The sequence below is a fragment of the Streptomyces sp. NBC_00335 genome (assembly GCF_036127095.1).
Classification (GTDB): Bacteria; Actinomycetota; Actinomycetes; order Streptomycetales; family Streptomycetaceae; genus Streptomyces.
This window is the reverse complement of record NZ_CP108006.1, coordinates 2,246,994-2,272,602: the sequence shown is the minus strand read 5'-3', so window position 1 is coordinate 2,272,602 and position 25,609 is coordinate 2,246,994. Positions and strand designations below refer to the sequence as shown.

Sequence of the window (25,609 nt, the reverse complement as noted above, 5' to 3'; positions counted from 1 at the left end):
GAAGGTGCCCGGCGCGTTAGGAAGGGGCTACGGGCAGGCCCGCTGATTTCCAGGCCTGGAAGCCGCCCGTGAGGTCCGTCGCGTTGGGGAGGGACAGGGCGTGGAGGGAGGCCGCGGCGAGGGTGGAGGCGTAGCCCTCGTTGCAGATGACGATGATGCGGACGTCGTGGTCCACCGCCTCCGGGAGGCGGTGGGAGCCCTCGGGGTCGAGGCGCCATTCCAGTTCGTTGCGTTCGATCAGCAGGGCGCCGGGGATCAGTCCGTCCCGCTCGCGCAGGGCCTGGTAGCGAATGTCGACCAGCAGGGCCCCGTCCAGCGACTCCGCGTGCGCCTGGGCCGGGTCCACGCGGGTGTACGTGGTCCGCAGCCGCTCCACGAGGGCGTCGATGCCGCTCACTGCCAGTCCGCCGGACGCTCGACCTGCTCCAGCGTGAGCACCGGGCCGGTGCGGCTGTAGCGGCGGATCAGGGGGAGCGGCGGGTAGTACGCGTGGACGGAGATCGCGTGCTCGGTCGCGGATTCGTTGAGCACCTCGTGCACGTGGTGCTCGCCGAAGGCCCGCCCGGTGCCCGCGCCCAGTCGGCGAATGCGGTCCACGTCGGGGGCCAGGGAGAGGGACTGCCAGCCCTCCGAGGGGAGGCGGACCGCGAGCGAGTGCTCCGTGAGGCGCCCGCGCGCGGTGGTGAACGCGCCGCGCGACTCGGCGTGGTCGTGCCAGCCGGTGCCGGTGCCGGGCGGCCAGCCGATCAGCCAGGCCTCGCTGCCGCCCGGACCGTCGAGCCGGATCCACGTCCGGCCCTCGGGATCGAGGGGGAGGGAGGCGATCAGCTCGGGGTCGGAGGCGATGCGCAGGGTGAAGGCGAGGAGATCCGCCGCCGAGACGGCCGGAGCCGGGGCAGGGGCGTGCGTGGGTGCAGGCATGGAGGATGACCGTCCTGGGGGTTCGCGAGAGTGCGCGGCACATCCGCAAGGGGGGCGCGCGAGGGAGGGCGAATCAGCAGGAAGGGCGACACACGCAGCCCGCGTAGCGGAGCAGGTCCATATGGACCCTCCGCCACAGGCGTACGTCGTTGCCGGTCATGTCCGCGAGTGAAGCACGACTCGGCCGGAGGGTCAATCGATCATCGCTCAATCGATCACGGGTGCGGCGGCGGGCAACGCCCTGGGCGCCGGGGTCGGGGCTGCGGTCGCCGGGCCGTGCCGGACCGCGTCCGCGGCCTCGTACAGCTCGGCGGGGTGGACCCCGGCGAAGGTGGCCGCGAGATGCCCGTCCGGTCGTACGAGGAGCACGGTGTGGGCCGCCGCCCCGGGGTAGCCGTCCGCCACGAGCAGCTCCGCGCGGACCGGCAGCGCGGAGACGGCCGCCGCGAGGCGGGGCATCAGGCCGGCGCCCACCCAGTGCCGCCGGTCCCAGACCCCGGTGCCGGGGGCGACGAGGACGACGAGGAGCCGGCCCCGCCCCAGCTGGTCGCGCAGCGGCACCGTCGAGCCGTCGGGCGCGGTCACCGGGACGTTCTCCACGGCCCCGCCCGGCCCGGTGGCGGTGGGCACGTCGTGGACGGCCACGGGCGGGGCGTACACCGGCTCCGCACCCAGTGGGCCGCGCCCCAAGTGGCCGTCGGTCAACAGCAGTTCCGCGGCGCGCGAGGCTCCCGGGAGGTAGGTGCGCAGGCCGCCCCCGGTGCGCAGTACGGGCATGGCCTGGTCGGCGGCGCGCAGTCGGGCGGCCACCGCCCTGCGGCGCTCGGCCTCGTAACTGTCGAGGAGTTCCCCGGAGGCCCCCTGGTGCCAGGCGAGGGAGAGCTTCCAGGCGAGGTTCTCGGCGTCCCGGAGCCCCTCCTCGACGCCCTGGGTGCCGAGCGCGCCCAGCAGGTGCGCCGCGTCCCCGGCGAGGAAGCAGCGGCCGTCGCGCCAGCGCCGGGCGAGCCGGTGGTGCAGGGTGTGGACCCCGGTGTCGAGGAGCTCGTACGGGGGCGTCGTGCCCCCGCACCACAGGGCGAGGCTGTCGCGGATGAGGTTCACCAGCGCGTCGGGGGTGACGAGGTCCCCGCGCGCCGGGAGCAGCCAGTCCAGCCGGTACACCCCGTCGGCCAGCGGCCGGGCGGTGACCTCTTCGGGCGGGTTGCGGTCCAGCAACGCCTCGCCGGGCCAGGGCAGTTCGGTGCGCAGGGCGGCCACGGCGTGCCGTTCGACGGCGGTGCGGCCGGGGAAGCGGATGCCGAGCAGCTTGCGCACGGTGGAGCGGGCTCCGTCGCAGCCGACCAGGTGGCTCCCGCGCCACCACGTGGTCTCGGCGCCCCGGGTGTGGGCGGTGACCCCGCGGCCGTCCTGCTCCAGGGCGTCGAGTTTGCTCTCGGTGACCAGCTGGACCAGCGGGTGCGCGGCGGCGGCGTCGCGCAGTCCGCGGGTCAGGGCGTGCTGGGGCAGGTGGATCGGGGCCGGGCCGTCCTCGAAGGTGATCCGCCGGGACTCGCGGCCGCGCCGCATGGTCCGCCAGGCGGTGAAGTACGCGCCCTCGTCGCGCAGGGTCGTACAGCCCAGCCGGTGCACCATCGCGGCGGTGTCGGTGTGCAGGGCGACGGTGCGGGCGGGGCGGAGCTCGTCCTTGCCGGATCCCTCGTCGAGCACGACGCAGGGCACGCCCTGGCCGGCCAGGGCGAGGGACAGGGACAGCCCGACGGGCCCCGCGCCGACGACGATCACCGGGTCCATGATGTGGCTCCCGGTGTCCGGTATGTGATCACAGAACGTATGCAACCCACTGGAGGTGCCTGCGTCAAGTGACGCCGGTCCGGACAAGGCCGTGTGGTGCGGCGGATGAGTTCCGCCGCACCACACGTGTCCCGCCAGTGTACTGACCGGCTGTCAGGCCGGGTGCCGGACGTGCGTCCGAGCAGATGTCCGATGCCTTACCGGACGGACGGTCACATGGCGCCGCTGTTGTTGCCCGCGTCGAGGGTGACCGGGACGATCGCGTCCGTGGTCCGAGTCGACTTCCGCAGCCGGCCCTCCAGCCAGGAGGCGAAGGTGGTGAGGGCGAAGTTGATCGCGATGTAGATCGCCGCGATCACGATGAGGGTCGGGATGACGTTGCTGTAGTTGGCGGCGATCTGCCGGTTCATCGACAGCAGTTCGCCGAGGCCGAGCAGCGCGCCGCCGAGCGCGGTGTCCTTGAGGATCACGACGAGCTGGCTGACCAGGGCCGGCAGCATCGCGGTGACCGCCTGCGGGAGCAGGACGTAGCTCATGACCTGGCCCTTGCGCATGCCGATCGCCTTTGCGGCGTCGGTCTGGCCGTTCGGGAGCGACTGCACGCCGGCCCGGACGATCTCGCCGATGACGGCGGAGTTGTACAGCACCAGGCCGGTGACCACGGCGTACAGCGGTCGGATGCCGGACTCGACGTTGGTGAACTGCACGTAGAGGGCGTAGCCGAAGATCATCAGCATCAGGACCGGGACGGCCCGGAAGAACTCGACCCAGGTGCCCACGACGGCGCGTACCCACGCGTGGTCGGAGAGCCGGCCGATGCCGAGCAGGGCGCCCAGCGGCAGGGCGATCACCATGGAGATGGCGCCGGCCATCAGCGTCTCGCCGATACCGGGCAGGAGGAACGTGGTCCAGATGTCGGCTTCGGTGACGAAGGGACTCCACTTGTCGGCGTCGAGCTGCCCGTTGTCCGACAGGGCGGACAGCACCCACCATGCGACGGCCGCGGCCACGACGAGGAAGATGCCGCTGTAGATCCAGTTGCGCGCCTTGGCCTTGGGGCCCGGGGTGTCGTACAGCACGGAGGTCATCGCTTCACCGCCACTCGCTTGGCCACCCAGCCCAGCAGCAGGCCGATGGGCAGGGTCAGGATGACGAATCCGAGGGCGAAGACCCCGAAGACCTCAAAGGGTGCTGCTTCGTTCTCGTTCATTTCCTTCATCAGCAGGGCCGCTTCGGCCACACCGATGACAGCCGCCACCGTGGTGTTCTTGGTGAGGGCGATCAGGACGCTGGCGAGCGGTGCGACGACCGCCCGGAACGCCTGGGGGAGCACGATCAGGGTGAGGACCTGGAAGAAGCTCAGGCCCAGTGCGCGGGCCGCCTCGGCCTGTCCGACCGGGACCGTGTTGATGCCCGAGCGGATCGCCTCGCAGACGAAGGTGCCGGTATAGGCGATGAACCCGAGTACCGCGAGCCGGAAGCCGATCTCCTTGAAGGTGCCGCCGCCGAGGGTGACGCCGAGGGTCTGGTTGAGGCCCAGCGAACAGCCGATGATCAGCAGGGTCAGCGGGGTGTTGCGCACGAGGTTCACGTACGCGGTGGCGAAGCCCCGCATCAGCGGGACCGGGCTGACCCGCATCCCGACCAGTACGGTGCCCCAGATCAGGGACCCGACGGCCGAGTAGAGGGTGAGCTGAACCGTCACCCAGAAGGCTCCGAGCACGTCGTACTGCCCGGAATCAAGAAAATCGAACACGATGGCCTGCGCTCTCCCCAGGATGGCCAGGTTGGCCGGTGGGACACGGCGCCGCCCGCGGCAGGCGGGCGGCGACGCTCCTCACCGATGGATCGGCCGGCGGACCGGCCGCCGGGTCAGCTGCCTTCGGTGACCGCGGGCGCCGGCTCGTTCTTGTAGCCGGACGGGCCGAAGTTCTTCTTGATGGCGGCTTCCCAGGCGCCGTCCGCTTCCATCTTCTTGATGGCGGCGTTGACCTTGGTCTGAAGCTCCTTGTCGCCCTTCTTCAGGCCGATGCCGTAGTTCTCGTTGCTCAGGCTCAGCCCGACCAGCTTGAACTTGCCCTTGTTCTTGTCCTGCGCCGCGTAGCCGGCCAGGATCGAGTTGTCCGTGGTCAGGGCGTCGACCTTCTTGTTCTCCAGGCCGGTCAGGCACTCGGAGTAGCCGCCCAGCTCCAGGAGGTCGGCCTCGGGGGCCAGCTTGGTCTTGACGTTCTGCGCCGACGTGGAGCCGGTGACCGAGCAGAGCTTCTTCTTGTTGAGGTCCTCGGCCTTGGTGATCGAGGTGTCGTCGGCGCGGACCAGCAGGTCCTGGTGCGCGAGGAAGTACGGGCCGGCGAAGTCGACCTTCGCCTTGCGCTTGTCGTTGATCGAGTAGCTCGCCACGACCAGCTTCACGTCACCGTTGGAGATCAGGTTCTCGCGCTCGGCGCTGACGGCCTGCTTGAACTCGATCTGGTCCGGCGCGTAGCCGAGCTCCTTGGCCACGTACGTCGCCACGTCCACGTCGAAGCCCGTGAACTTGCCGTCGGGGGTCTTGAGGCCCACACCCGGCTGGTCGAACTTGATGCCGATGACGATCTTGTCCTTCTTGGCCCCGCCCGACGCGCCGGCGTCGGAGGCGCCCTTGTCGCTGTCGCCGCCACAGGCGGTCGCGGTCAGGGCGAGAGCTACGGCGATGGCGGCGGCCGCGCCGACCTTGGAGAGCTTCATGGTGGACTTCCCTCGAAGTGAGACGTGAGACAGCAGTGAAGTGAGACGTGCGTGCTGGACGACGATCCGTCACCGGATCACTACCAGATGCGAAGGTCAGTGGTGCAGGATCTTCGAGAGGAAGTCCTTGGCGCGGTCGCTCCGCGGGTTGCTGAAGAACTGTTCGGGCGTGGCCTCTTCGACGATCTTCCCGTCGGCCATGAAGACCACCCGGTTGGCGGCGGAGCGGGCGAAGCCCATCTCGTGCGTGACGACGACCATGGTCATCCCCTCCCGGGCGAGCTGCTGCATGACCTCCAGCACCTCGTTGATCATCTCCGGGTCGAGGGCCGAGGTCGGCTCGTCGAAGAGCATCACCTTCGGGTCCATCGCCAGGGCGCGGGCGATCGCCACACGCTGCTGCTGGCCGCCCGAGAGCTGCGCCGGGTACTTGTCGGCCTGCGAGCCGACACCCACCCGGTCGAGGAGGGACTTCGCCTTCTCCAGCGCCGCCGCCTGGTCCGCCTTGCGGACCTTGAGCTGGCCCAGCATCACGTTCTGCAGCACCGTCTTGTGCGCGAAGAGGTTGAACGACTGGAAGACCATGCCCACATCGGCGCGCAGCTTGGCCAGTGCCTTGCCCTCCGACGGCAGTTGCTTGCCGTCGAGGGTGATGCTGCCCGAATCGATGGTCTCCAGGCGGTTGATGGTCCGGCACAGCGTGGACTTGCCCGACCCCGAAGGGCCGATCACCACGACGACCTCACCGCGGGCAATGCTCAGATCGATGTCCTGAAGCACGTGCAGCGCGCCGAAGTGCTTGTTGACGTTGCTCAGCACGACCAGGTCGTCCGCGGCACCGGCCGCGTCCCGCACGTCCTTGGTCACTGATACTCCGCTCATCGGCTTGTGGCTCCGTCCTCCTCGGTTGGGAGGACAGTAGTGACGTGGCGCGCACAGCGTCATCACATCTGAGGGAGAATTGAGCATAACGATCCGGCCTCGCGCCGATACGCTCCGTGCCCGAGGGCGTCCGGCAGCGGCCGTGGAGTACCGGGTGAGTAACGGAACCTCCGCCGGACCGGAACCGTCTTGACGTGGGAGTGCGTATCGGCGTGGATGCTTGATGGCCCATGATGTCCGCCAGGCGAACACGAAGAGATCGCCGGGAGATCGCTAAGAGATCGAGAGATCAAGAGATGGAGAGGGGGACGACATGAGACTGCTGCTCGTCGAGGACGACGACCACGTCGCCGCCGCCCTGTCCGCGATCCTCGCCCGGCACGGCTTCAAGGTCACCCATGCCCGCAGCGGTGAGGAGGCCCTGCAGGCGCTGCTGTCGGCGGGAGCGCCGCCCCAGGCCTCTCCGTACGGGGTGATCCTGCTCGACCTCGGCCTGCCCGACCAGGACGGCTACGAGGTGTGCGGCAAGATCCGCAAGCGCACCAGTACGCCCGTCATCATGGTCACCGCGCGGGCCGACGTGCGCTCCCGCATCCACGGACTCAACATGGGCGCCGACGACTACGTCACCAAGCCCTACGACACCGGCGAACTCCTCGCCCGCATCCACGCGGTGGCCCGCCGTACCGGCGCCCCCGAGGAGAGCACCGCCACCGGCCCCGCGGGCACGCCCGGCGTGGTCCGGCTCGGGACCGTCGGCATCGAGCTGGCCACCCGCCGGGTCAGCGTGGACGGCGTCGACGTAGCGCTCACCCGCAAGGAGTTCGACCTGCTGGCCCTGCTCGCGCAGCGCCCCGGCGTCGTCTTCCGCCGCGAGCAGATCATCAGCGAGGTCTGGCGCACCAGTTGGGAAGGCACCGGCCGGACCCTGGAGGTGCACGTGGCCTCGCTGCGGTCCAAGCTGCGCATGCCGGCGCTCATCGAGACCGTCCGCGGCGTGGGGTACCGGCTCGTCGTACCGCCCGCCCCGGCCGCGCCCGCCGCGCCCGCCGCCTCCGCTCCGCCCGCCGTCTAGCGGCCACCCGTCGTGCGCGCCCGTCTGCTCCCGCTGCTCGTCGTCCTGATGGCGGGCGTCCTGATCGCCTTCGGCTTCCCGCTCGCGGTGGCCCTCGCGGCCGGGCAGCAGCAGAGTGTGGTCGTCGACCGGATCGACGACAGCGCCCGCTTCGCCTCGCTCGCCCAGTTCGTCATCGACGCCGAGAGCTCGAAGTCCAGCGGAGCCGACGAGCGCATCGAAACCCTCCAGCACGAACTGGCCCGCTACCAGGAGCTGTACGGGATCCGCGTCGGCGTGTTCCGCCGGAACGACGCCGCCATCGCCCGGTCTCCCGGCTGGTGGGTGGTTCCGGATCAGGGGGAGGACCGCCGGGCCTTCGAAGAGGCGCTCGCCGGGCGGCGCAGCCACGATCCCGGCCAGGTGTGGCCCTGGCAGATCCACGGCAGGATCCTCGTGGCCTCCCCCGTCGTCCTCGACGGGGACGTGGTCGCCGTGGTCGCCACCGAGTCGCCCACCGACGAGATGCGCGGCCGGATCCTGCGGGGCTGGCTGCTCATCGCCGCCGGGCTCGGCGCGGCCATGCTCGTGGCCTTCGGCGCCGCCCTGCGGCTGACCAGCTGGGTGCTCAAGCCCGTGCAGACCCTGGACGCGGCCGCCCACGGCATCGCCACCGGGCAGATGAACTCCCGCGTCGCCGCGGGCAGCGGCCCCCCGGAGCTCAGGCGCCTGGCCCGCTCGTTCAACGAGATGGCCGACAACGTCGAAGAGGTGCTGGAACAGCAGCGGGCCTTCGTCGCCGACGCCTCCCACCAGCTGCGCAACCCGCTCGCCGCACTCCTGCTGCGGATCGAGCTGCTCGCCCTCGAACTGCCCGAGGGCAACGAGGAGATCGCCTCCGTACGGACCGAGGGAAAGCGCCTGACCCAGGTCCTGGACGACCTGCTCGACCTGGCACTGGCCGAGCACGCCGCCGCCGAGATCAGTCTGATAGACATCGCGGGGCTGGCCGCCGAGCGGGTGACCGCCTGGCGCCCGTTCGCCGAGGAGAAGGGCGTCCGGCTCACCGGGACGGGGCGGACCGCCGCCACCGGCTGGGCCGACCCGATCGCGCTCTCCAGCGCGCTCGACGCCGTCATCGACAACGCCCTCAAGTTCACTCCTGAGGGTGAGGCCGTCGAAGTGGCGCTCTCCGTGGAGGGCGACCGGGTGCTGATCGTGGTCGCCGACCGCGGCCCCGGCCTCACCGAGGAGGAGATGCTCCGGATCGGGGACCGGTTCTGGCGCAGCGGACGCCACCAGAACATCAAGGGCTCCGGCCTCGGCCTGTCCATCTCCCGCATCCTGCTCGCCGCGGGCGGCGGGTCCCTCTCCTACGAGCAGAACCCGCCGCACGGGCTGCGCGTGACGGTGGCCGTCCCGCGCACCGATCCCGCCGCTCTGCCCGATTGCAGCGCCAGGGCGGACACGCCCTAGGGCCGAGTGAACCGCAGGGTCACCAGCTCGAACGGACCGAGGCGTACGTCGGCCGCCGCGCCGGAGGCCGCCACCAGCGCGGGGGCTTCGGCCAGCGGCCGCTCCAACAGGTCCGTGGCGCGGACCCCGGCGTGTTCGAAGTCCGCGGTCAGCCGGGCCGCGGCCCGGCCGCCCGTGGTCTCGTACAGCCGGACCACCAGGTCCCCGCTGCCGTCGTCGGCGAGCTTCACCGCGGAGACGGCCACCTTCTCGTTGTCGACGCGGACCAGCGGGGCCGTCTCCCGGGTGCCGGTCAGCCGGCGCTCGGGCAGGTTGATCGCGAAGCCCTCGCGGACCGCGTCCGCGATCGAGGCGCCCGGCACCAGCGCGTAGCCGAACCGGTGCAGGCCCTGGTCGGTCTCCGGGTCCGGGAAGCGCGGGGCCCGCAGCAGCGACAGCCGGACCGTGGTCGTCGTACCGCCGTCGGCCCTGACGTCCCGGGTGACGTCGTGCCCGTACATCGAGTCGTTGACCAGGGCGGCGCCCCAGCCGGGCTCCGCGACGTGCAGGAACCGGTGGTGGCAGGCCTCGAACTTGGCCGCCTCCCAGCTGGTGTTGGTGTGGGTGGGTCGGTAGAGGTGCCCGAACTGGGTCTCGGAGGCGTACCGGTCGGCGTGCACGTCCAGCGGGAAGGCCGCCTTCAGGAACTTCTCCGTCTCGTGCCAGTCCACCTCGGTGTCGATGTCGAGCCGGCCCAGCCCCGCCCGCAGGGTCAGGCGCTGCACCACCCGGGAGGAGCCGAAGGAGCGCGTCACCGTCACCGTCGCCGCGCCCGCCTCCTCTTCGAGCGTGACGGCGTCGGCCTCCGTGAGGTCGGTGACCGTGTTCCGGTAGAAGGAGTCCACGTCCCAGGCGTCCCACATGTTCGGGAAGTCGGGGTGGATCTGGAGCAGGTTCGCCGCGTGGCCCGGGGCCACCGACTCGCGTCCGGCGACCAGGTCGTGGGCGCGGACCACCAGGCCCCGCGCGTCGATCTCCACCCGCAGCCGGGAGTTTTCGAGGGTGAAGCCGCCCCCGGCGCGCGGACCGGCCGAGACCTGCCCCACCGGGACGCCGAGCGGGGCGCTGCCCCCGGCCGGTACCCCGGCGCGGGCGTGCGGGGAGGCGTTGAAGACCAGCTCGCGGCCGCCCTCCGGGGCGCCCGCCAGGGCCCGCTGGGCCGCGGCGACGATCCCGGTCAGCTCCTCGGCGACCGCCGCGTACGTGGCCTCCGCCTCCCGGTGCACCCAGGCGATCGAGGACCCGGGCAGGATGTCGTGGAACTGGTGGAGCAGCACCGTCTTCCAGATCCGGTCCAGCTCCTGGTACGGGTACGGGAACCCGGCGCGGACCGCCGCCGTCGCCGCCCACAGCTCCGCCTCGCGCAGCAGGGACTCGCTGCGCCGGTTGCCCTGCTTGGTCTTGGCCTGGCTGGTCAGCGTGGCCCGGTGCAGCTCCAGGTAGAGCTCGCCGACCCAGACGGGCGGGTCCGGGTACTCGGCCTGCGCCTTGTCGAAGAAGGCGGCCGGGGACTCCCACACCACCTGCGCGGAGCCCTCCAGGTCCCGCAGCCGGCGGGCCTTCGCGATCATCTCGCGGGTGGTGCCGCCGCCGCCGTCGCCCCAGCCCGTCGGCGCGAGCGAATGCCGGGCCGCGCCCTTGTCCTTGAAGTTGCGGGCCGCGTGCGCGATCTCCCGGCCGTCCACCGAGCAGTTGTAGGTGTCGACCGGCGGGAAGTGCGTGAAGATCCGGGTCCCGTCGATGCCCTCCCACTGGAAGGTGTGGTGGGGGAACTTGTTCACCTGCGACCAGGAGATCTTCTGCGTCAGCAGCCGCTTGGACCCGGCCGCCTTGATGATCTGCGGCAGCCCGGCCGCGAAGCCGAAGGTGTCGGGCAGCCAGGCCTCGTCGTTCTCGATCCCGAACTCTTCGATGAAGAACCGCTTCCCGTGCGTGAACTGCCGGGCCATCGCCTCCGATCCCGGCATGTTGGTGTCCGACTCCACCCACATGCCGCCCGCCGGCACGAACCGGCCCTCCGCGACCGCCTTCTTGACCTTCGCGTACACCTCCGGCCGGTGCTCCTTGATCCAGGCGTACTGCTGGGCCTGGGACATGGCGAAGACGAACTCGGGCTCGCCCTCCAGCAGCGAGGTCATGTTCGAGGTCGTACGGGCCACCTTGCGCACCGTCTCGCGCAGCGGCCACAGCCACGCCGAGTCGATGTGCGCGTGCCCGACCGCGCTGATCCGGTGCGCGGAGGCGTCCGCCGGGGCGGAGAGCACCCCGGTGAGCTCGGCGCGGGCCGCGGCGGCCGTCTCGTTCACCGCCTGGAGGTCCAGTGCGTCCAGGCAGCGTTCGACCGCGCGCAGCAGCTCCCAGCGCCGGGCCCCGTCCACCGGCAGCTCGGCCATCAGCTCGCCGAGCACCTCCAGGTCGATGACCAGCTCCCACACCGTCCGGTCGAAGACGGCCAGTTCGACCCGGGTCAGGCGGTATTGCGGCTCGTCCCCGGCCGTGTGCCGGTCGCCCAGGCCCGTCGGCCTGAACGGCTCCACGTCCAGGATCACCGGGTTCGAGGCGGCCTCCAGGTGCCACTCGACCGGCTCGCCGCCCGCCACCGGCCCCTCGGCGACCCGGACCCACTGGTTGCGCGGGTTGATCGCCTTCAGCGGGGAGCCCTCCGGGGTGTAGACCAGCGCCTCGCACTGGAAGCCCGGCATCCGCTCGTCGAAGCCGAGGTCGATGACGGCCTCCACCTCCCGGCCGGCCCAGTCGGCGGGCACCGTCCCGGTCACCTTGAACCAGGTGGTGTCCCAGGGCGCGCCCCACGTGTCACCGACGGCGGCGGGGCCGTGCGGGGCCGCCAGTCCCTCGGCCACCGGGACCGGCTCGCGGCCCGGGGCGGTCCACGCCTCGATGGTCAGAGGCTCGGACAGCGGGTACACGGCCGGGCGGATCCGCTCGTCGAGGACCCGCTTCAGGCGTCCCTCCAGCACTGCGCGGTCGTCATGCATCAGAGGGCTCCGGTCCAGGTGAGGGTGGTACGGGCGGGGGCGGAGACGGCGTACAGCTCGTCCACGGCCCGGATGTCGAAGACGGCCGCCTGCTCCCGGCCGGCCCGCTCGACGGCCGGGAGGAACAGGGCGGTGCCACAGGTGCCGCCGAGGAAGCGGCGGGTGCCGTCCGGGAGGAGACGGGACACCTCGTAGTGCCGGACGGGCCCGGCGGCCCGCCGCCAGGTCAGCCGCAGGGCGGCCTGGCCGGACTGCTGGGCCGAGGCGGACACGGCCGGTGTGCCCGGAGTCGCCGGGCGGGGCCGCGCGGCGGCCTCGCGTACCGTCAGCGCGCCGAGTCGCCAGCGCACCGGCTCCTTCCCGCGTCGGGTGATCCGTACGGCCAGCGCGTGGGCGGTGGTGCCCGCCAGCTCCGACAGCCGGACCCTGGTCGTGCGCCACCCCTGGCCGGTCCCGAGGGTCTGCGCCTTCAGCCAGGTGTACGGGACCTCCTGCCCCGGGCCGGACGGCTCGCGCGTGGCCACGCCCAGCTCGACGGTCACCGGACCCGACTCGGTGGAGTGCACCAGCTCGGCCACGCAGGACCGGGTCAGCGGCAGCCGGGTGGCGTGCAGTCCCACGGTCGCCGGGGCGGTCAGCCCGCCGGCGACGAGCAGGCTGGAGCCGCCGCGCCAGGCGCGGGCGAAGTCGAGGGTGACCTCGGGGCGGGTCCCGGTGGTGTGCACGGCCCAGCGGCGGCCCGGGAGCCGGTCCTGGAGGCCGAGGTGGTTCCATCCGGTGTCGGAGACGGGCTCGCCGTCCTCGTACCAGCGCTCCCCGTGACCGGTGTTGAAGGAGCAGCCGAAGGGCAGCGCGGTCACGGTGGACCGGTCGGCGACGACGGTGGCGGGGGCGCGCCAGATGTCCTCGGCGGAGGGGTGGGCGGGGTCCAGGGAGGCGCCCGTCCAGAACCGGTCGTCGGCGCGGTGGAAGGCGCCGGGGGAGCGGTCGGTGAGGTGGTTGCGGGTCCACTCGGGGCGGTAGAAGCCGTACGAGACGATGTGGTCCTGGCCGCGCGGGACGATCGCGTCCCAGTCCACCCCGGAGTTCCAGCCGTGGGACTCCGTGTCCACGGCCGCCCACAGCTCGTGGCGGCTGCGGCCGAGCCGGTCGGCGAGGTCGCCGGAGGCGGCGAGTTTCTCCGGGGTCCAGCGGAAGTCCACGAACACCGTGTCCGCGACCTTGCCGCGGCGGTCCTCGTAGAACTCCTGGTTGAGCTCGTTGAGCGCGCCCTGCCAGCCGACCCTGCCGGTGGAGTTCATCGCGTCGTACCAGGTGATGCCGAGGCCGTGCGGTTCACCGGCGGCGCGCAGGGCGCGCAGGAACTGCCGCATCCGGGCGGCGAGTTCGCTGTCGCCGCCCTCGGTCTCGGCGTTGACGAACCAGCCGTCGAACCCGTACGCCCGCGCCACCTCCACCAGCTTCTCGGCGACCGGGAACCGGCCGAGGGAGTCCCGCTGGACCAGGTCGCGGGTCCACTGGAGGTCGCCGCCGTAGGGCACGGGCGGCAGGAACACGTTGCCCATCACCCGCACGCCGTTGCGGTGCGCGGCGTCGGTGACGGGCGCGTTCGGGGCGAGCACGATGCCCTCGCCGGAGGAGCCGCCCCAGAAGACGAGCTCGTCGATGTACGCCCAGTGGCCGAGGGCGTAGTAGTCGGCGGTCGCGGAACCCTGGGCCGGATTGCCGGCCGTGTTCCCGAAGGAGACGAGCGAGGCGATACGGGCCTGGCCGGCCCGGGCCGTGCCGTTCGGCGGCACCGGGGTGAAGCGGGGCGCCAGCGGCACGGTCGCGGTGTTGTGGGCCAGATCGGGGTCGGACTCGGGGGTCCACCGCATGAGGGAGCGCCAGGTGATCCCGGGCCCCGGGGTCCCGGCGGGCAGCGAGTCCGGGAACCAGTACGAGGCGTACGGGGACAGGTCCGCGGGCGGTCCGGCCGACGCGGGGGAGTCGGCGGGGGAGGCGGGGGCGGCGGCCGGGGCGGCCACCGCGGGGGAGGCGGTCGCGCCGAGCAGGGTGGCCGCGCCCGCCCCGGCTCCGGCGAGCAGCATGCCGCGCCGGGTCGGGCGCGGGGAGGCGGGGCGGGGGGAGCCGCGGTGGTGCGTGGTTCGAGGATCGACGCCGTTGTCGGTCTCGGACATGAGGGATCTCCTCGGTAGGGGCCGGTCAGGCCCGGGCGGGGACGTCGGACACGTGCAGTACCTCGGTGATGCCGCGCGCGGCCAGGTGCTCCGCGTCCCCGGCCAGCTCCGCCAGGACCACGGCCGGCCGGACCCCCTGGGCGGTGAGCGCCGCCCAGGCCTCGAAGAAGGCCCCGCCGGGGGCGCACGCCGAGCGGTTCGGCGCGGACTCGGCGCCGCCGACGTCCACGGCGAGCGCGGTCCTGCGCACGGCCGGGCGGTGCTCGCGGCCCCGCCACTCCTCGGTGATCCTGGCGATCACCTCTCCGGCGGGTTTGGTCCGGCGGTCGTTGGTGAGCAGGCCGAGCCCGTACTCCAGCTCGGGGAAGTCCGCGAGCTCCCGGGACACGTCGTGCGAGCACCACCAGGTCACGCCCCACAGGCCGGGGCAGTCCAGGGCGTTCGTCACGGTCGCCTCGGTGAAGGAGGCGGCGTGCTCGGGCTGGATCAGCGGCGCGGGCGCGCCCACCTCCTGGAGCCAGACCGGCCGGTGCGGATCGCGGGCCCAGGCCTTGGAGAGCTCGATCAGGTAGGCGGCGTGGTGCTCGGTCGCCGTACCGGTGCGGCCGTGCCGCTGGGCGGTGCCGTTGAACACCCAGGAGTGCACGGCGGTCGCGGCGCCCAGACGGGCCGCCTGGGCCACGGTGAAGGGGTGGCCGTCCTGGTACCAGGCGGCGTCGTACTCGGCGTGCAGGTGCATGCGGCCCGGCGCGCCCGCCTCGCAGGCGGCGAGCATCCGCTCCAGCCAGCGCCCCGCCTGCTCCTGGGTGATCCGGTCGGGGGAGGGGTGCGGATCGTCGGAGAACTGGTTGATCTCGTTGCCGACCGTCATGCCCAGGAAGTTCGGCCGGTCGGCGAGGGCGGCGGCCAGCGTGCGCAGGTACTCCTCCTGCCCGGCGACCACCTGCGGATCGCTGAAGATGTTGCGCCGGTGCCAGGTGCCGGTCCACGCGGGCAGGAAGTCGAAGCTCGACAGGTGCCCCTGCAGCCCGTCCACGTTGACGTCGAGCCCGCGGTCGGCGGCCGCGTCGGCGAGCGCGACGAGCTGCTCGACGGCGCGCGGCCGGATGAGCGTCCGGTTCGGCTGGAAGACCGGCCACAGCGGGAAGACCCGCACGTGGTCCAGGCCGAGGCCGGCGATCGAGTCGAGGTCGGCCTTGACCTCGTCGAGGTCGAAGTCGAGCCAGTGGTGGAACCAGCCGCGCGTCGGCGTGTAGTTGGCGCCGAAACGCAGGGCGCGGGCGGCGGGTGCGGGGGCCGGACGGGCGGATGCGGGGGCCGGAGCCGGGGCGGGTCCGGGGGCCGGAGCGGATGCGGGGGCGGCGTTGCCGTCGTGCATGAAGGGTCCTGGAGTTCAGGGGGAATTCGCGGGATGCCCACAACCTGCCGCCTGCGCGGGGGATAAGTCAACAGCATCCTTATCTCCGAACGTCCCGACTTGGCGGGATGAAAGTCCTGATCTCGCGGACGCTGGTACTTATGCGCTTCAGTCCCGTTGACAGTAGGGTTCAAGCCGCCGGAAGCTAAGGATACTAATGCGGTTTAGTTGTTGATGAGCGGTGTTGTCACACAAGGAAGTGTGCGGAAATGGACAGCGGAATTACCGTCACCTCGGTCACCACCCCGGCCCTCTTCGCCGGCCCGCCGGAAACCCCCGCGCAGATCGTCCGGGTGCGCATCCGCAGGGCCCGCCCGGCCGGCCCGCTGCACGTGGCGGTGCACGGCGAGGGCATCGCCACCCCGCACCCCCGCATCGTGCGGGCCGACACCGCCGAGGCCTGCGCCGGTACGGACGCCCGCGCCGATCTGGCCGGGTCCGGCCCCCGGCCCGTCCCGGAGTCCACCGTCGAGGTCGCCGTCCGCACCCGCGGCGCCGCACCCGGGACCGTCCTGCCCGCCACCGTCCGCGTCACCACCCCCGACGGGCGCCCGCTCGCGGAGCTGCCCTTCGAGCTCGTCGTCGCCGAGCCCGGCTGGACCGTCCGCCTGGTCCCGCACTTCCACTACGACCCCATGTGGTGGAACACCCAGGCCGCCTACACCGCCCTGTGGGACACCCCGCCGAAGCCCGGCGAGGCCGAGCGCGGCTGGGAGTACACCGGCGTCCCGGCCTTCACCCTGATCCCGCTCCACCTCCAGCAGGCGCGCGAGGACCCGGCGTACCGCTTCGTGCTCTCCGAGGTCGACTACCTCAAGCCCTACTGGGACACCCACCCCGCCGAACGCGCCGAACTGCGCGCGCTCATCGCGGAAGGCCGCGTGGAGATCGTCGGCGGCACCTACAACGAGCCCTCCACCAACCTCACCTCCGCCGAAACCACCATCCGCTCCGCCGTCCACGGCCTCGCCCTGCACCGCGGCACCCTCGGCGCCGACCCGCGCACCGCCTGGCAGCTCGACGTCTTCGGCCACGACCCCTCCTTCCCCGCGCTGATGGCCGGCGCCGGACTCGACTCCGCCGTCCTCGCCCGTGGGCCCCACCACCAGTGGGGCCCGATGATGGACACCTGGGGCGACGAGCTGCGCGCCCCCGCCGCCATGCAGCTGCCCGCCGAGTACGAGTGGATCGCCCCCGGCGGAGAGGGCCTCCTCCTGCACTACCTGCCCGCGCACTACTCCGCGGGCTGGTTCTCCCACCAGGCACCGGACGCCGAGGCCGCCGCCGAACAGCTGCTGGACCTGTACGAGCTGCTGCGCACCGCCGCCGCGACGAAGAACGTCCTGATCCCGATGGGCACCGACTTCTCCTGGCCGCACCGCTGGGGCCTGGACGTACAGCACGCCTGGAACCGCCGCTACTGCTGGCCGCGCATGGAACACACCGGCCCGCGCGCCCACTTCGACGCGGTCCGGGCCGAGCTCGCGGCGCGCGGCGAGCAACCGCTGCCGGTCACCCGGGAGATGGGCCCGGTCTACACCGGCAAGGACGTCACCTACGCCGACGTGAAACAGGCGCACCGGGACGCCGAGAACCTCCTCGAACAGGCCGAGACCTTCGCCGCCCTCGCCTGCGCCGAAGGCCTGACCTCCTACCCCGAGCAGACCCTGTCCAAGGCCTGGCGCCACCTGCTGCACGCCGCCCATCACGACGCCGTCACCGGGACCTTCTCCGATCAGGTGTACCTCGACCTGCTCCCCACCTGGCGCGAGGCCCGCGAACTGGCCGCCGGCGTACGGGAGGAGGCGCTCGCCGCGCTCACCGCCGCGGCCGACACCCGGGGCCCGGGGCAGCTCGCCGTCACCGTGCACAATCCGGTCTCGTGGACGCGCACCGACCTGGTCCGCACCCGGGTCGACCTGGCGGCGCTCGGCCTCGCCGACGACCGCGACGCCGGCCTGATCGCCGTGCTGGACGAGGCGGGCCGGGCAGCGTCCGTGCACGTCGAGGCCGTCGCCGGCGGGACCGCCGAGGTGGCCTTCCTCGCCGAGGACGTGCCCTCGCTCGGCCACCGCACCTGGTGGCTCGCGGCGTCGGAGCAGCCGCGTTCGGGCGGGTGGGAGCCCGCGCCCGGGCACGCCGTGGAGAACGAGTTCCTGCGCGCCGAGGCCGATCCCGCGCGCGGCGGGGGCCTGGCCCGGCTGCTGGACCGGCGCACCGGGCAGGAGCTCCTCACCCCCGGCGAGGTGGACGAGCTGGTCGTACAGGAGGAGTACGACAAGCACCCCTACTTCGAAGAGGGGCCCTGGCACCTGCTGCCCAAGGGGCCGGGCACCGGTTCGGGCGCCGCGCCCGCCGAGTCCTGCCGCTCGGAGCGCGGGCCGCTCGGTTCGCGCATCGTGGCCACCGGGCGGACCGGGCCCGTCCGCTGGACCCGGACCACCACCCTGTGGGACGGCCTGGACCGGGTGGAACTCACCACGACGGTGCACGACTTCGAAGGCTCCGACCAGGTGCTGCGGCTGCGGATCCCGGCCGACGTGCCCGGGGCGCTGCCCGTCGCCGAGACGGCCGCCTCCGCGGTGGGGCGCGGGTTCGCCTTCCCCGAGGCGGACACCGGGGCCGACCACACCCGGGCCCCCTGGACCCTCGACAGCCCCTGCCTGAACTGGTTCGCGCTGTCGGCGCCGATGACCGGGCCCGGCGGCCGGGCCCTGGGCGCGGCGGAGATCGTCCTCCCGGACGCGGGCGCCCCGGAGGGCCTGCGCGAGCTGGTCACCGCCCTGGGCCGCCGCGGGGTCACCGCGACCCCGGCCCGGGCGGCCGGGCCGCGCTGGGGCGACCTGGCGGTGGACAGCAGCCTGCCCGACTTCCGCATCGCACTCGGCGGCCCCGAGCAGAACACCTTCACGGCGGCGCTGCTGGAGTCGGCCGGTCCCGCCGACGAGAAGGCCCTGCGAGCAGCCCTACGGGAACACGGGCAGGTCTGGGTGGCGGCCCGGGCGGGGCTCCGCTCGCTCTGGACCCCCGGCTGCGACCTGACGGGCCCGCGCGACCTGCCGGTCCTGGTCCACGCCGGGCCGCCGGCGCAGCTCGCGCGGGCGGTGGCAGCGTCGGGCCGGATCGACGCCGTGGCTCCGGCGGGCGGAGCGGGCGAGGCGACCGCAGCGGGCGTGCACGGGACGGCGTACCCGCACGCGGAGCCGTACCCGCACGCGGAGCCGTACCCGCACGAGGAGCCGTGCCCGCACGAGGAGCCGTACGCCGACCGCACCGTCGGGATCCTGGTGCGCGGCACGCCCAGCTTCGCCGTCGACACCACCGGGCGGCTGCACAGCACCCTGATGCGGTCCTGCACCGGCCGCCCGAGCGGGGAGTGGATGGACCCGCCGCGGCGCACCGCGCCCGACGGCAGCTCCTTCCAGCTCCAGCACTGGACCCACGTCTTCGAGCACACGCTGGTCGCGGGCTCCGGGGACTGGCGGGCGGTGGACCTGGTGCGCCGCGGAAGGGAGTTCAACAAGCCGCTCACCGCCGTCACGGCGGCCCCCGGAGCGGGCCCCCGGCCGCCGGCGCGCTCGCTGCTCGGCGTGGAGCCGGCCGACCGGGTGCTGATCGAGACGGTGAAGCGGGCCGAGGGCTCCGCCGACCGGAGCGACCTCGCCGTCCGGCTGCGCGAGACGCACGGCCGCCCGGCGATGGCCGAGACCCTGTGGCCGACGGATCCGGCCGCCGAGGCCGATCTGCTGGACCGGCCCACCGGCTTCTTCGAGGGGCAGGTCCAGGGCGCCGCGACGACCACGCTCCTGCTGCTCACGGAATCCGGCATGCCGCTGCGCCAGGGCGAACGGGAGCCGCACCAGCCGGTGTTCAGCCGCTACTGGCTGCACAACACCGGGACGGCTCCGCTCGGCGACGCCCCGTACACCGTGACGTGTGACGGGATCCCCGCCGAGGCCACGGTCACCCTCGCCGCCCACGGACGGGCGGCCTGCGGCCCGGTCGGGCTGGAGGTCCGGGCGCCGGAGGGCTGGACCACCTCCTGGACCCGGCGGCAGCACGAGCTCCCGCCCGGCGGACACGTCTCCTTCCCGCTCGCCGTGGCGCCCGCCACCGACGCGGAACCCGGCGAACACCTGGTCCGGATCCTCGCCACCACCCCGGCGGGCACCTTCGAGGACGTACTCACCGTCACCGTCCCCGGCGGCCCGGCCGGGGCTCCGGCCGGGCTGTGGGTGGCCGCGCCGGAGCCCGTGGGCAGCGGCACCGACACCGTCACCGTCGCCCCCGGCGGGCGGGCCCCCGTACGGGCACGGATCGGTTCCACGGGCATCCGCAGCGCCCTGACGGGGCAGGCGTACGCCGTCTCCCCGTTCGGGACCTGGGAGCTGACGGGCCCCGCCGTCCTGCCCGTCGAGGTCCCGGCGGACGGCGAGACGGAGGCCGTGTTCGAGGTGCGGCCCCCGCTGGGCACCCCCGCCGGGGAGTACTGGGTCGTGGTCAAGGCGGTCTGCCAGGGCAGGATCGCGTACGGTCCGGCCATTGCCGTCCACGTCAGCGAGGGATGAGACAGGCCATGGCCCGCAGACCCACCATCAAGGACATCGCCCGCCAGGCCGGGGTGTCGGAGAGCGCCGTCTCCTTCGCGCTCAACGACCGGCCCGGGGTCTCCCAGGACACCCGCGCCCGCATCCGGCAGGTCGCCGAGGAGCTCGGCTGGCAGCCCAACAGCGCCGCCCGCGCCCTGTCCGGCGAACAGTCCGGCGCGGTCGGCCTGGTGCTCGCCCGGCCCGCGCACACCCTCGGCGTCGAGTCCTTCTTCCTCCAACTGGTCTCCGGCATCCAGGAGGTCCTGGCCGCCGGCCGGATCGCCCTGCTCTTCCAGGTGGTCGAGGACCTCGACGCCGAATGCGCCGTCTACCGCCGCTGGTGGGCCGAGCGGCGCGTCGACGGGGTCGTCGTCGTGGACCCGAGGACCGACGACCCGCGCCCGGCCCTGCTCGAACAGCTCGCCCTGCCGGCCGTCACGGTGGGGGAGACGGGACCGGCCACCGCTTCTCCCGACTCCGCTTCCCCCGCCTCGGCTGCCCCCACCGCCCTGTCCGTCGTCCGGGCCGACGACGGCGGCGCCATGGCGGAGGTGCTCGACCACCTGTACGGGCTCGGCCACCGCCGCATCGCGCACGTCGCGGGAATGCCCGGACTCGCCCACACCGAGCGCCGGATCGCCTCGCTGCGCGCCGAGGCCGAGCGGCTGGGCCTGGCCCCCGGACAGGTGCGCTCGGTCACCACCGACTACTCCGACGCCGAGGGGGCGCAGGCCACCCGGCGGATCCTCGCCGAGGACGCGCCGCCGACCGCGATCGTCTACGACAACGACGTGATGGCGGTGGCCGGCGTGGCCGTGGCCGCCGAGCTGGGCATCCCGGTCCCCGGCAGCCTCTCGGTCGTCGCCTGGGACGACTCCGCGCTCTGCCGGGTCACCCGTCCCCGGCTCACCGCCCTGGTCCGCGATACCGCCGGCTTCGGCCGCCTCGCCGCCGAAGAGCTCCTCGCCCTCCTCGCGGGGGGCCCGCCGAGGTCCCGCGAGAGCGAGCGGCCCAGGCTGGAGCCCCGCGAGAGTACGGCTCCGCCGCCGGCCGCATACTGAAACCGACCCCTTCCTGGAGCGCCACCGTGACCACTCCCACCCCCACCTCCGCATTCCCCGCCCCCCGCGCCGGTGCGCCGGGCGACTCCGGCCCGACGGTCGCGATCGACATCGGCGGTACGAAGATCGCCGGAGCGCTGGTGGACTCCGAGGGCGCCATGACGGCCACCACCCGCCGGCCCACCCCGCGCGGCGCCGACGGGGACACGGTCTTCGCCGCCGTCGCGGAGGTCGTCGCGGAGCTGGCGAAGTCCCCGCTGTGGGGCTCGGCCGTCCGGTGCGGGATCGGCAGCGCGGGGCCGGTGGACACCGCGCGCGGCACGGTCAGCCCGGTCAACATCGGCGCCTGGCGGGGCTTCCCCGTGCAGGCCCGGGTGGACGCCGAGCTCGCGCGGCACGGGCTGCGGATCCCGACGGTGCTGGCCGGCGACGGGGTGGCGATGACCGCCGCCGAGCACTGGCTCGGCGCCGCTCGCGGGCACGCCAACGCCCTCTGCATGGTGGTCTCCACCGGCGTCGGCGGCGGACTCGTCCTGAACAACCAGCTGCACCCCGGCCCCACCGGGAACGCGGGACACATCGGCCACATCAGCGTCGCCTTCGACGGGGAGCCCTGCGCCTGCGGCGGCCGCGGCTGCGTGGAGTCCCTCGCCTCCGGGACCGCCATCGCGGCCTGGGCCCTGGCCCAGGGGTGGGTCCCGGCCGGGGACGCCACCGCGGCCGGGGTGGCCGCCGCAGCTGCCGCGGGCGATCCCGTCGCCCTGGCCGCCTTCGACCGCGCGGGCCGGGCGCTGGCCGCGGCCATCGCCGCCACCGCCACCCTCGTCGAGACCGACATCGCCGTCATCGGAGGCGGGGTCGCAGCATCCGGCGACACCCTCTTCGGGCCGGTCCGGGCGCACCTGGCCTCGTACGCGACCCTGTCCTTCGTCAAGGACCTCCAGGTCGTCCCGGCGACGCTGGGCACCCACGCGGGCCTGATCGGGGCCGCGGCGGCGGCGACGATGCTGCTGCCGTCGTGAGGCCGTGGAGCCGGTGGGTCAGGGCTTGACGGAGCGGTAGTAGCGGGCCGCGCCCTCGTGCAGTTGCAGGGGATCGGTGTAGATCGCCGTCCGCAGGTCCACGAGCTGGGCGGCGTGCACCGCGCGCCCGATCTTGTCCCGGCTGTCGATCACCGTGCGGGTGAACTGCTCCGTGAGCTCGGCCCCCGCGTCCTCCCGGGTCACCAGCAGGTTCGGCACCGCCACGGTGGACACCGAAGAGGTGTTGCGGGCCCGGGCGTAGGCGTCCTGGGGCATCACCGCCGCCCGGTAGTACCGCGCGGGGCTGCCGCTGGCCTGGAGCGCCTCCACCAGGTCGCCGAGCTGCACGAGCCGGATCTCGAACCGCTCCGAGAGCTCCATCACGGCAGCGGTCGGCAGCCCGCCCGACCAGAAGAAGGCGTCGATCCGGCCGGCCTCCAGCTCCGCGGGCACCTTGTCGATGCCGATGGCCACCGGGGTGACGTCGCGCACCGGGTCCAGTCCCGCCGCCGTGAGCATCCGCTCCGAGATGAGCCGTACCCCCGAGCCCTCCTGGCCGACGGCGACCCGCTTGCCCCGCAGGTCCCGGGTGGTCTGGACGGGCGAACCGGCGGGCACCACGAGCTGGACGTAGTCGTCGTAGAGGCGGGCCAGGGCGCGCAGCCGCTCCGCGCCGGGCTTCCGGTCGACCTGGTACTTGGCCACCGCGTCGGCCGTGGCCACCGTGAAGTCGGCCTCGCCCGCGGCCACCCGCTGCAGGTTCTGCTGCGAGCCCTCGCTGGTCTTCAGCCGGACCCGCAACTCGGGCACGTCCTCGGCGAGAGCCTTCTCCAGCAGCAGGCCGTAGCGGTGGTAGACCCCGTTCTGGACGCCCGTGCTGAGGGTGATCCCGCCCGTGACCTCCGGCCGGCCGAAGGGCCGCAGCCACCAGACGAGGGCGCAGAGCACGGCCAGTACGGCCACCAGGGCCCGCAGGGCACGGCGCCTGCTGATCCGGGGCGGTACGAGAGGCATGGCCGCGATCCTGCCACCGACCCGCCGTCCTGTCACGGCCCGACGGGCCCGCCCGGCCCGCTCCGGCCCACGCCCGGCCCGGGCCGCCACGCCCGACCCGTACCCTTGCTGGGTGAGCACCGAGAGCGGCGAGGCGACTGTTGTGAAAACGTACGAGGTCCGGACGTACGGCTGTCAGATGAACGTGCACGACTCCGAGCGGCTGTCCGGCCTGCTGGAGGACGCCGGGTACGTCCGCGCGCCCCAGGGCTCCGACGGCGACGCCGACGTCGTCGTGTTCAACACCTGCGCCGTCCGCGAGAACGCCGACAACAAGCTCTACGGCAACCTCGGCCGGCTCGCGCCGATGAAGACCAAGCGCCCCGGCATGCAGATCGCCGTCGGCGGCTGCCTCGCGCAGAAGGACCGCGACACGATCGTGGCCCGCGCCCCCTGGGTCGACGTGGTCTTCGGCACGCACAACATCGGCAAGCTGCCCGTCCTGCTGGAGCGCGCGCGCATCCAGGAAGAGGCGCAGATCGAGATCGCCGAGTCGCTGGAGGCCTTCCCCTCCACGCTCCCGACCCGGCGCGAGTCCGCGTACGCCGCCTGGGTGTCGATCTCGGTGGGCTGCAACAACACCTGCACCTTCTGCATCGTCCCGGCGCTGCGCGGCAAGGAGGAGGACCGCCGTCCCGGCGACATCCTCGCCGAGGTCGAGGCACTCGTCGCCGAGGGCGTCTCCGAGATCACCCTCCTCGGCCAGAACGTCAACGCCTACGGCTCCGACCTCGGCGACCGCGAGGCCTTCTCCAAGCTGCTGCGCGCCTGCGGCGCCATCGAGGGCCTGGAGCGGGTCCGCTTCACCTCCCCGCACCCGCGCGACTTCACCGACGACGTGATCGCGGCGATGGCCGAGACCCCCAACGTCATGCCGCAGCTGCACATGCCCATGCAGTCCGGATCGGACACGATCCTGAAGGCGATGCGCCGCTCGTACCGCCAGGAGCGCTTCCTCGGCATCATCGAGAAGGTCCGCGCCTCCATCCCGCACGCCGCGATCTCCACCGACATCATCGTGGGCTTCCCCGGCGAGACGGAGGAGGACTTCCAGCAGACCATGCACGCGGTGCGCGAGGCGCGCTTCGCGAACGCCTTCACCTTCCAGTACTCCAAGCGCCCCGGGACCCCGGCCGCCGACATGGAGGGGCAGATCCCCAAGGAGGTCGTCCAGGAGCGGTACATGCGCCTGGTCGCCCTCCAGGAGGAGATCTCCTGGGACGAGAACAAGAAGCAGGTCGGCCGGACCCTGGAGGTCATGGTCGCGGAGGGCGAAGGCCGCAAGGACGGGGCCACGCACCGGCTGTCCGGGCGGGCCCCCGACAACCGCCTGGTGCACTTCACCAAGCCGGAGGAAGAGGTCCGTCCCGGTGACGTGGTGACCGTGGAGATCACCTACGCGGCTCCGCACCACCTCCTCGCGGAGGGCCCGACGGGGGCGGTACGCCGGACCCGTGCGGGCGACGCGTGGGAGAAGCGCAACGCGGCTCCGGCGCAGCCGAAGGGCGTCCTCCTCGGCATCCCGACCCTGGGCGTCCCGGCTCCGCTCCCGGTGATGACGTCGGGCTGCGCCGCCCCCTCCTAACGCGCCGGCGCCGATCGGCGCGAGGCACGCGCAAAAAAGCATCGGCGGCTACGCTGCGGATCATGCTCGTAGCCGCCGCCGTCTGCCCCGCCCCGCCGATGCTCCTGCCGGAGCTCGCCACGGGAGCCGCCGCCGAACTCGGCGACGCCCGCACCGCGTGTTCCGACGCGCTGTCCGTGCTCGCCGCCTCCCGGCCCGATCTGCTCGTCGTGGTCGGAGCCTGCGACCCGGACCACCACGGTGCGTACCCCCCGGGCGCCCGCGGCACCTTCCGCGGATTCGGCGCCGGAGCCGACGTACGGCTGGGCGAGGGCGAAGAGGGCCCGCGCCTGCTGCCCACCCCGCTCGCCGTCGGGGCCTGGCTGCTCGGCCGGGCCGACTGGGGCGCCGCGTCCCCGGAGGGGTTCGGGGTCGCCGGACAGCTGGACACCGAGGGGTGCCTGGAGGCCGGCCGGGAGCTCGCCGCACGCGAGGACCGGGTCGCCCTGCTCGTCATGGGTGACGGCAGCGCCTGCCGCTCCCTCAAGGCCCCCGGATACCTCGACGAACGCGCCGCCGCCTTCGACGCCGAGGCCGCCCGCGCCCTCGGCGCCGCCGACCTGCCCGCGCTCACCGCCCTCGACCCGGGACTCGCCGCCGAGCTCCAGGCCGCCGGCCGGGCCCCCTGGCAGGTCCTCGCGGGCGCCGCCGAGGGCGCCGGGCTCGAAGGGCGGCTGCTCTACGAGGACGCCCCGTACGGGGTCGGGTACTTCGTCGCGGCCTGGTCGTAGCAGGGCGCCGCGGAGGAACGCAGAAGGGGCGCGGCACCGAGTGGTG

The 25,609-nt window shown here is 73.3% G+C and carries 19 protein-coding genes; 7 read left to right on the top strand and 12 right to left on the bottom strand.

All coding sequences use genetic code 11. The annotated features are described in order from the left end of the window. Positions 1–16: 16 nt before the first annotated feature. The 8 genes from OHA37_RS09990 to OHA37_RS09960 all read right to left on the bottom strand — a co-directional run bounded on the left by OHA37_RS09990 (position 17) and on the right by OHA37_RS09960 (position 6,321). Complete coding sequence (locus OHA37_RS09990) at positions 17–403, bottom strand: rhodanese-like domain-containing protein (protein ID WP_266912645.1); 387 nt, start codon at positions 401–403, stop codon at positions 17–19. Further along, complete coding sequence (locus OHA37_RS09985; RefSeq protein WP_266903982.1) at positions 394–921, bottom strand: cysteine dioxygenase; 528 nt, start codon at positions 919–921, stop codon at positions 394–396. The genes OHA37_RS09990 and OHA37_RS09985 overlap by 10 nt, the downstream gene beginning before the upstream one ends. A 73-nt stretch (positions 922–994) precedes the next feature. After that, positions 995–1,042, bottom strand: coding sequence for a hypothetical protein (locus OHA37_RS40770; RefSeq protein WP_311314449.1), 48 nt, complete (start codon positions 1,040–1,042; stop codon positions 995–997). Positions 1,043–1,128: 86 nt separating this feature from the next. Beyond that, positions 1,129–2,712: an FAD-dependent monooxygenase gene (locus OHA37_RS09980; protein WP_266903981.1), complete on the bottom strand. Its 1,584-nt coding sequence runs from the start codon at positions 2,710–2,712 to the stop codon at positions 1,129–1,131. Positions 2,713–2,924: 212 nt separating this feature from the next. Continuing rightward, complete coding sequence (locus OHA37_RS09975) at positions 2,925–3,800, bottom strand: amino acid ABC transporter permease (protein ID WP_266903980.1); 876 nt, start codon at positions 3,798–3,800, stop codon at positions 2,925–2,927. Then, on the bottom strand, positions 3,797–4,468 hold the full coding sequence (locus OHA37_RS09970; RefSeq protein ID WP_266903979.1) for an amino acid ABC transporter permease: 672 nt from the start codon (positions 4,466–4,468) through the stop codon (positions 3,797–3,799). The genes OHA37_RS09975 and OHA37_RS09970 overlap by 4 nt, the downstream gene beginning before the upstream one ends. A gap of 116 nt (positions 4,469–4,584) precedes the next feature. Continuing rightward, positions 4,585–5,439: a glutamate ABC transporter substrate-binding protein gene (locus OHA37_RS09965; RefSeq protein ID WP_266903978.1), complete on the bottom strand. Its 855-nt coding sequence runs from the start codon at positions 5,437–5,439 to the stop codon at positions 4,585–4,587. Between the two features lie 96 nt (positions 5,440–5,535). Continuing rightward, positions 5,536–6,321 (bottom strand): amino acid ABC transporter ATP-binding protein, encoded by a 786-nt coding sequence (locus OHA37_RS09960; protein ID WP_266903977.1) that lies wholly within the window; start codon positions 6,319–6,321, stop codon positions 5,536–5,538. 313 nt (positions 6,322–6,634) lie between these two features. On the opposite strand from OHA37_RS09960, the gene OHA37_RS09955 reads away from it, so the two are divergent. Next, a complete protein-coding gene (locus OHA37_RS09955; protein WP_266903976.1) occupies positions 6,635–7,396 on the top strand; it encodes a response regulator transcription factor in 762 nt (253 codons plus the stop codon). Positions 7,397–7,408: 12 nt separating this feature from the next. Continuing rightward, a complete protein-coding gene (locus tag OHA37_RS09950) occupies positions 7,409–8,851 on the top strand; it encodes a sensor histidine kinase (RefSeq protein WP_266903975.1) in 1,443 nt (480 codons plus the stop codon). Here the strand turns inward: OHA37_RS09950 and OHA37_RS09945 are convergent. The 3 genes from OHA37_RS09945 to OHA37_RS09935 all read right to left on the bottom strand — a co-directional run bounded on the left by OHA37_RS09945 (position 8,848) and on the right by OHA37_RS09935 (position 15,444). Beyond that, complete coding sequence (locus OHA37_RS09945) at positions 8,848–11,886, bottom strand: alpha-mannosidase (RefSeq protein WP_266903974.1); 3,039 nt, start codon at positions 11,884–11,886, stop codon at positions 8,848–8,850. The two genes, OHA37_RS09950 and OHA37_RS09945, sit on opposite strands and share 4 nt — an antisense overlap. After that, the gene (locus OHA37_RS09940; RefSeq protein WP_266912643.1) at positions 11,886–13,976 is read right to left on the bottom strand and encodes an endo-beta-N-acetylglucosaminidase; all 2,091 of its coding nucleotides are present in this window, start codon (positions 13,974–13,976) and stop codon (positions 11,886–11,888) included. The genes OHA37_RS09945 and OHA37_RS09940 overlap by 1 nt, the downstream gene beginning before the upstream one ends. 115 nt (positions 13,977–14,091) lie before the next feature. Then, positions 14,092–15,444 carry a glycoside hydrolase 5 family protein gene (locus OHA37_RS09935; RefSeq protein WP_266903973.1) on the bottom strand — a complete coding sequence of 451 codons (1,353 nt, stop codon included), beginning with the start codon at positions 15,442–15,444 and terminating at the stop codon, positions 14,092–14,094. Positions 15,445–15,692: 248 nt separating this feature from the next. Here OHA37_RS09935 and OHA37_RS09930 point away from each other — a divergent pair, with 248 nt between their 5' ends. The 3 genes from OHA37_RS09930 to OHA37_RS09920 all read left to right on the top strand — a co-directional run bounded on the left by OHA37_RS09930 (position 15,693) and on the right by OHA37_RS09920 (position 22,155). Next, a complete protein-coding gene (locus OHA37_RS09930; RefSeq protein WP_266903972.1) occupies positions 15,693–20,051 on the top strand; it encodes an NEW3 domain-containing protein in 4,359 nt (1,452 codons plus the stop codon). An 8-nt stretch (positions 20,052–20,059) separates the two neighbouring features. Further along, the gene (locus OHA37_RS09925; protein WP_266903971.1) at positions 20,060–21,133 is read left to right on the top strand and encodes a LacI family DNA-binding transcriptional regulator; all 1,074 of its coding nucleotides are present in this window, start codon (positions 20,060–20,062) and stop codon (positions 21,131–21,133) included. Positions 21,134–21,237: 104 nt separating this feature from the next. Continuing rightward, positions 21,238–22,155, top strand: a complete 918-nt coding sequence (locus OHA37_RS09920) for an ROK family protein (protein ID WP_266912641.1) — start codon at positions 21,238–21,240, stop codon at positions 22,153–22,155. Between the two features lie 18 nt (positions 22,156–22,173). On the opposite strand, the gene OHA37_RS09915 is transcribed toward OHA37_RS09920, so the two are convergent. Continuing rightward, positions 22,174–23,169, bottom strand: coding sequence for a TAXI family TRAP transporter solute-binding subunit (locus OHA37_RS09915; RefSeq protein WP_266903970.1), 996 nt, complete (start codon positions 23,167–23,169; stop codon positions 22,174–22,176). Between the two features lie 112 nt (positions 23,170–23,281). Between OHA37_RS09915 and miaB the strand changes: the two genes are divergently transcribed. Both miaB and OHA37_RS09905 read left to right on the top strand, forming a co-directional pair. Further along, on the top strand, positions 23,282–24,793 hold the full coding sequence (gene miaB / locus OHA37_RS09910; protein WP_266903969.1) for a tRNA (N6-isopentenyl adenosine(37)-C2)-methylthiotransferase MiaB: 1,512 nt from the start codon (positions 23,282–23,284) through the stop codon (positions 24,791–24,793). 62 nt (positions 24,794–24,855) lie between these two features. Beyond that, positions 24,856–25,563 carry a class III extradiol dioxygenase subunit B-like domain-containing protein gene (locus tag OHA37_RS09905; RefSeq protein WP_266903968.1) on the top strand — a complete coding sequence of 236 codons (708 nt, stop codon included), beginning with the start codon at positions 24,856–24,858 and terminating at the stop codon, positions 25,561–25,563. Positions 25,564–25,609 lie beyond the last annotated feature (46 nt).

Excerpts from the sequence above, each read along its gene's own strand:
- OHA37_RS09915 (WP_266903970.1), bottom strand. The coding sequence starts at position 23,169 with ATGCCTCTCGTACCGCCCCGGATCAGCAGGCGCCGTGCCCTGCGGGCC.
- OHA37_RS09905 (WP_266903968.1), top strand. The coding sequence starts at position 24,856 with ATGCTCGTAGCCGCCGCCGTCTGCCCCGCCCCGCCGATGCTCCTGCCG.
- OHA37_RS09975 (WP_266903980.1), bottom strand. The coding sequence starts at position 3,800 with ATGACCTCCGTGCTGTACGACACCCCGGGCCCCAAGGCCAAGGCGCGC.
- OHA37_RS09940 (WP_266912643.1), bottom strand. The coding sequence starts at position 13,976 with ATGCTGCTCGCCGGAGCCGGGGCGGGCGCGGCCACCCTGCTCGGCGCG.
- OHA37_RS09980 (WP_266903981.1), bottom strand. The coding sequence starts at position 2,712 with ATGGACCCGGTGATCGTCGTCGGCGCGGGGCCCGTCGGGCTGTCCCTG.
- OHA37_RS09935 (WP_266903973.1), bottom strand. The coding sequence starts at position 15,444 with ATGCACGACGGCAACGCCGCCCCCGCATCCGCTCCGGCCCCCGGACCC.
- OHA37_RS09960 (WP_266903977.1), bottom strand. The coding sequence starts at position 6,321 with ATGAGCGGAGTATCAGTGACCAAGGACGTGCGGGACGCGGCCGGTGCC.
- OHA37_RS09930 (WP_266903972.1), top strand. The coding sequence starts at position 15,693 with ATGGACAGCGGAATTACCGTCACCTCGGTCACCACCCCGGCCCTCTTC.
- OHA37_RS09985 (WP_266903982.1), bottom strand. The coding sequence starts at position 921 with ATGCCTGCACCCACGCACGCCCCTGCCCCGGCTCCGGCCGTCTCGGCG.
- OHA37_RS09925 (WP_266903971.1), top strand. The coding sequence starts at position 20,060 with ATGGCCCGCAGACCCACCATCAAGGACATCGCCCGCCAGGCCGGGGTG.
- OHA37_RS09965 (WP_266903978.1), bottom strand. The coding sequence starts at position 5,439 with ATGAAGCTCTCCAAGGTCGGCGCGGCCGCCGCCATCGCCGTAGCTCTC.
- OHA37_RS09945 (WP_266903974.1), bottom strand. The coding sequence starts at position 11,886 with ATGCATGACGACCGCGCAGTGCTGGAGGGACGCCTGAAGCGGGTCCTC.
- OHA37_RS09955 (WP_266903976.1), top strand. The coding sequence starts at position 6,635 with ATGAGACTGCTGCTCGTCGAGGACGACGACCACGTCGCCGCCGCCCTG.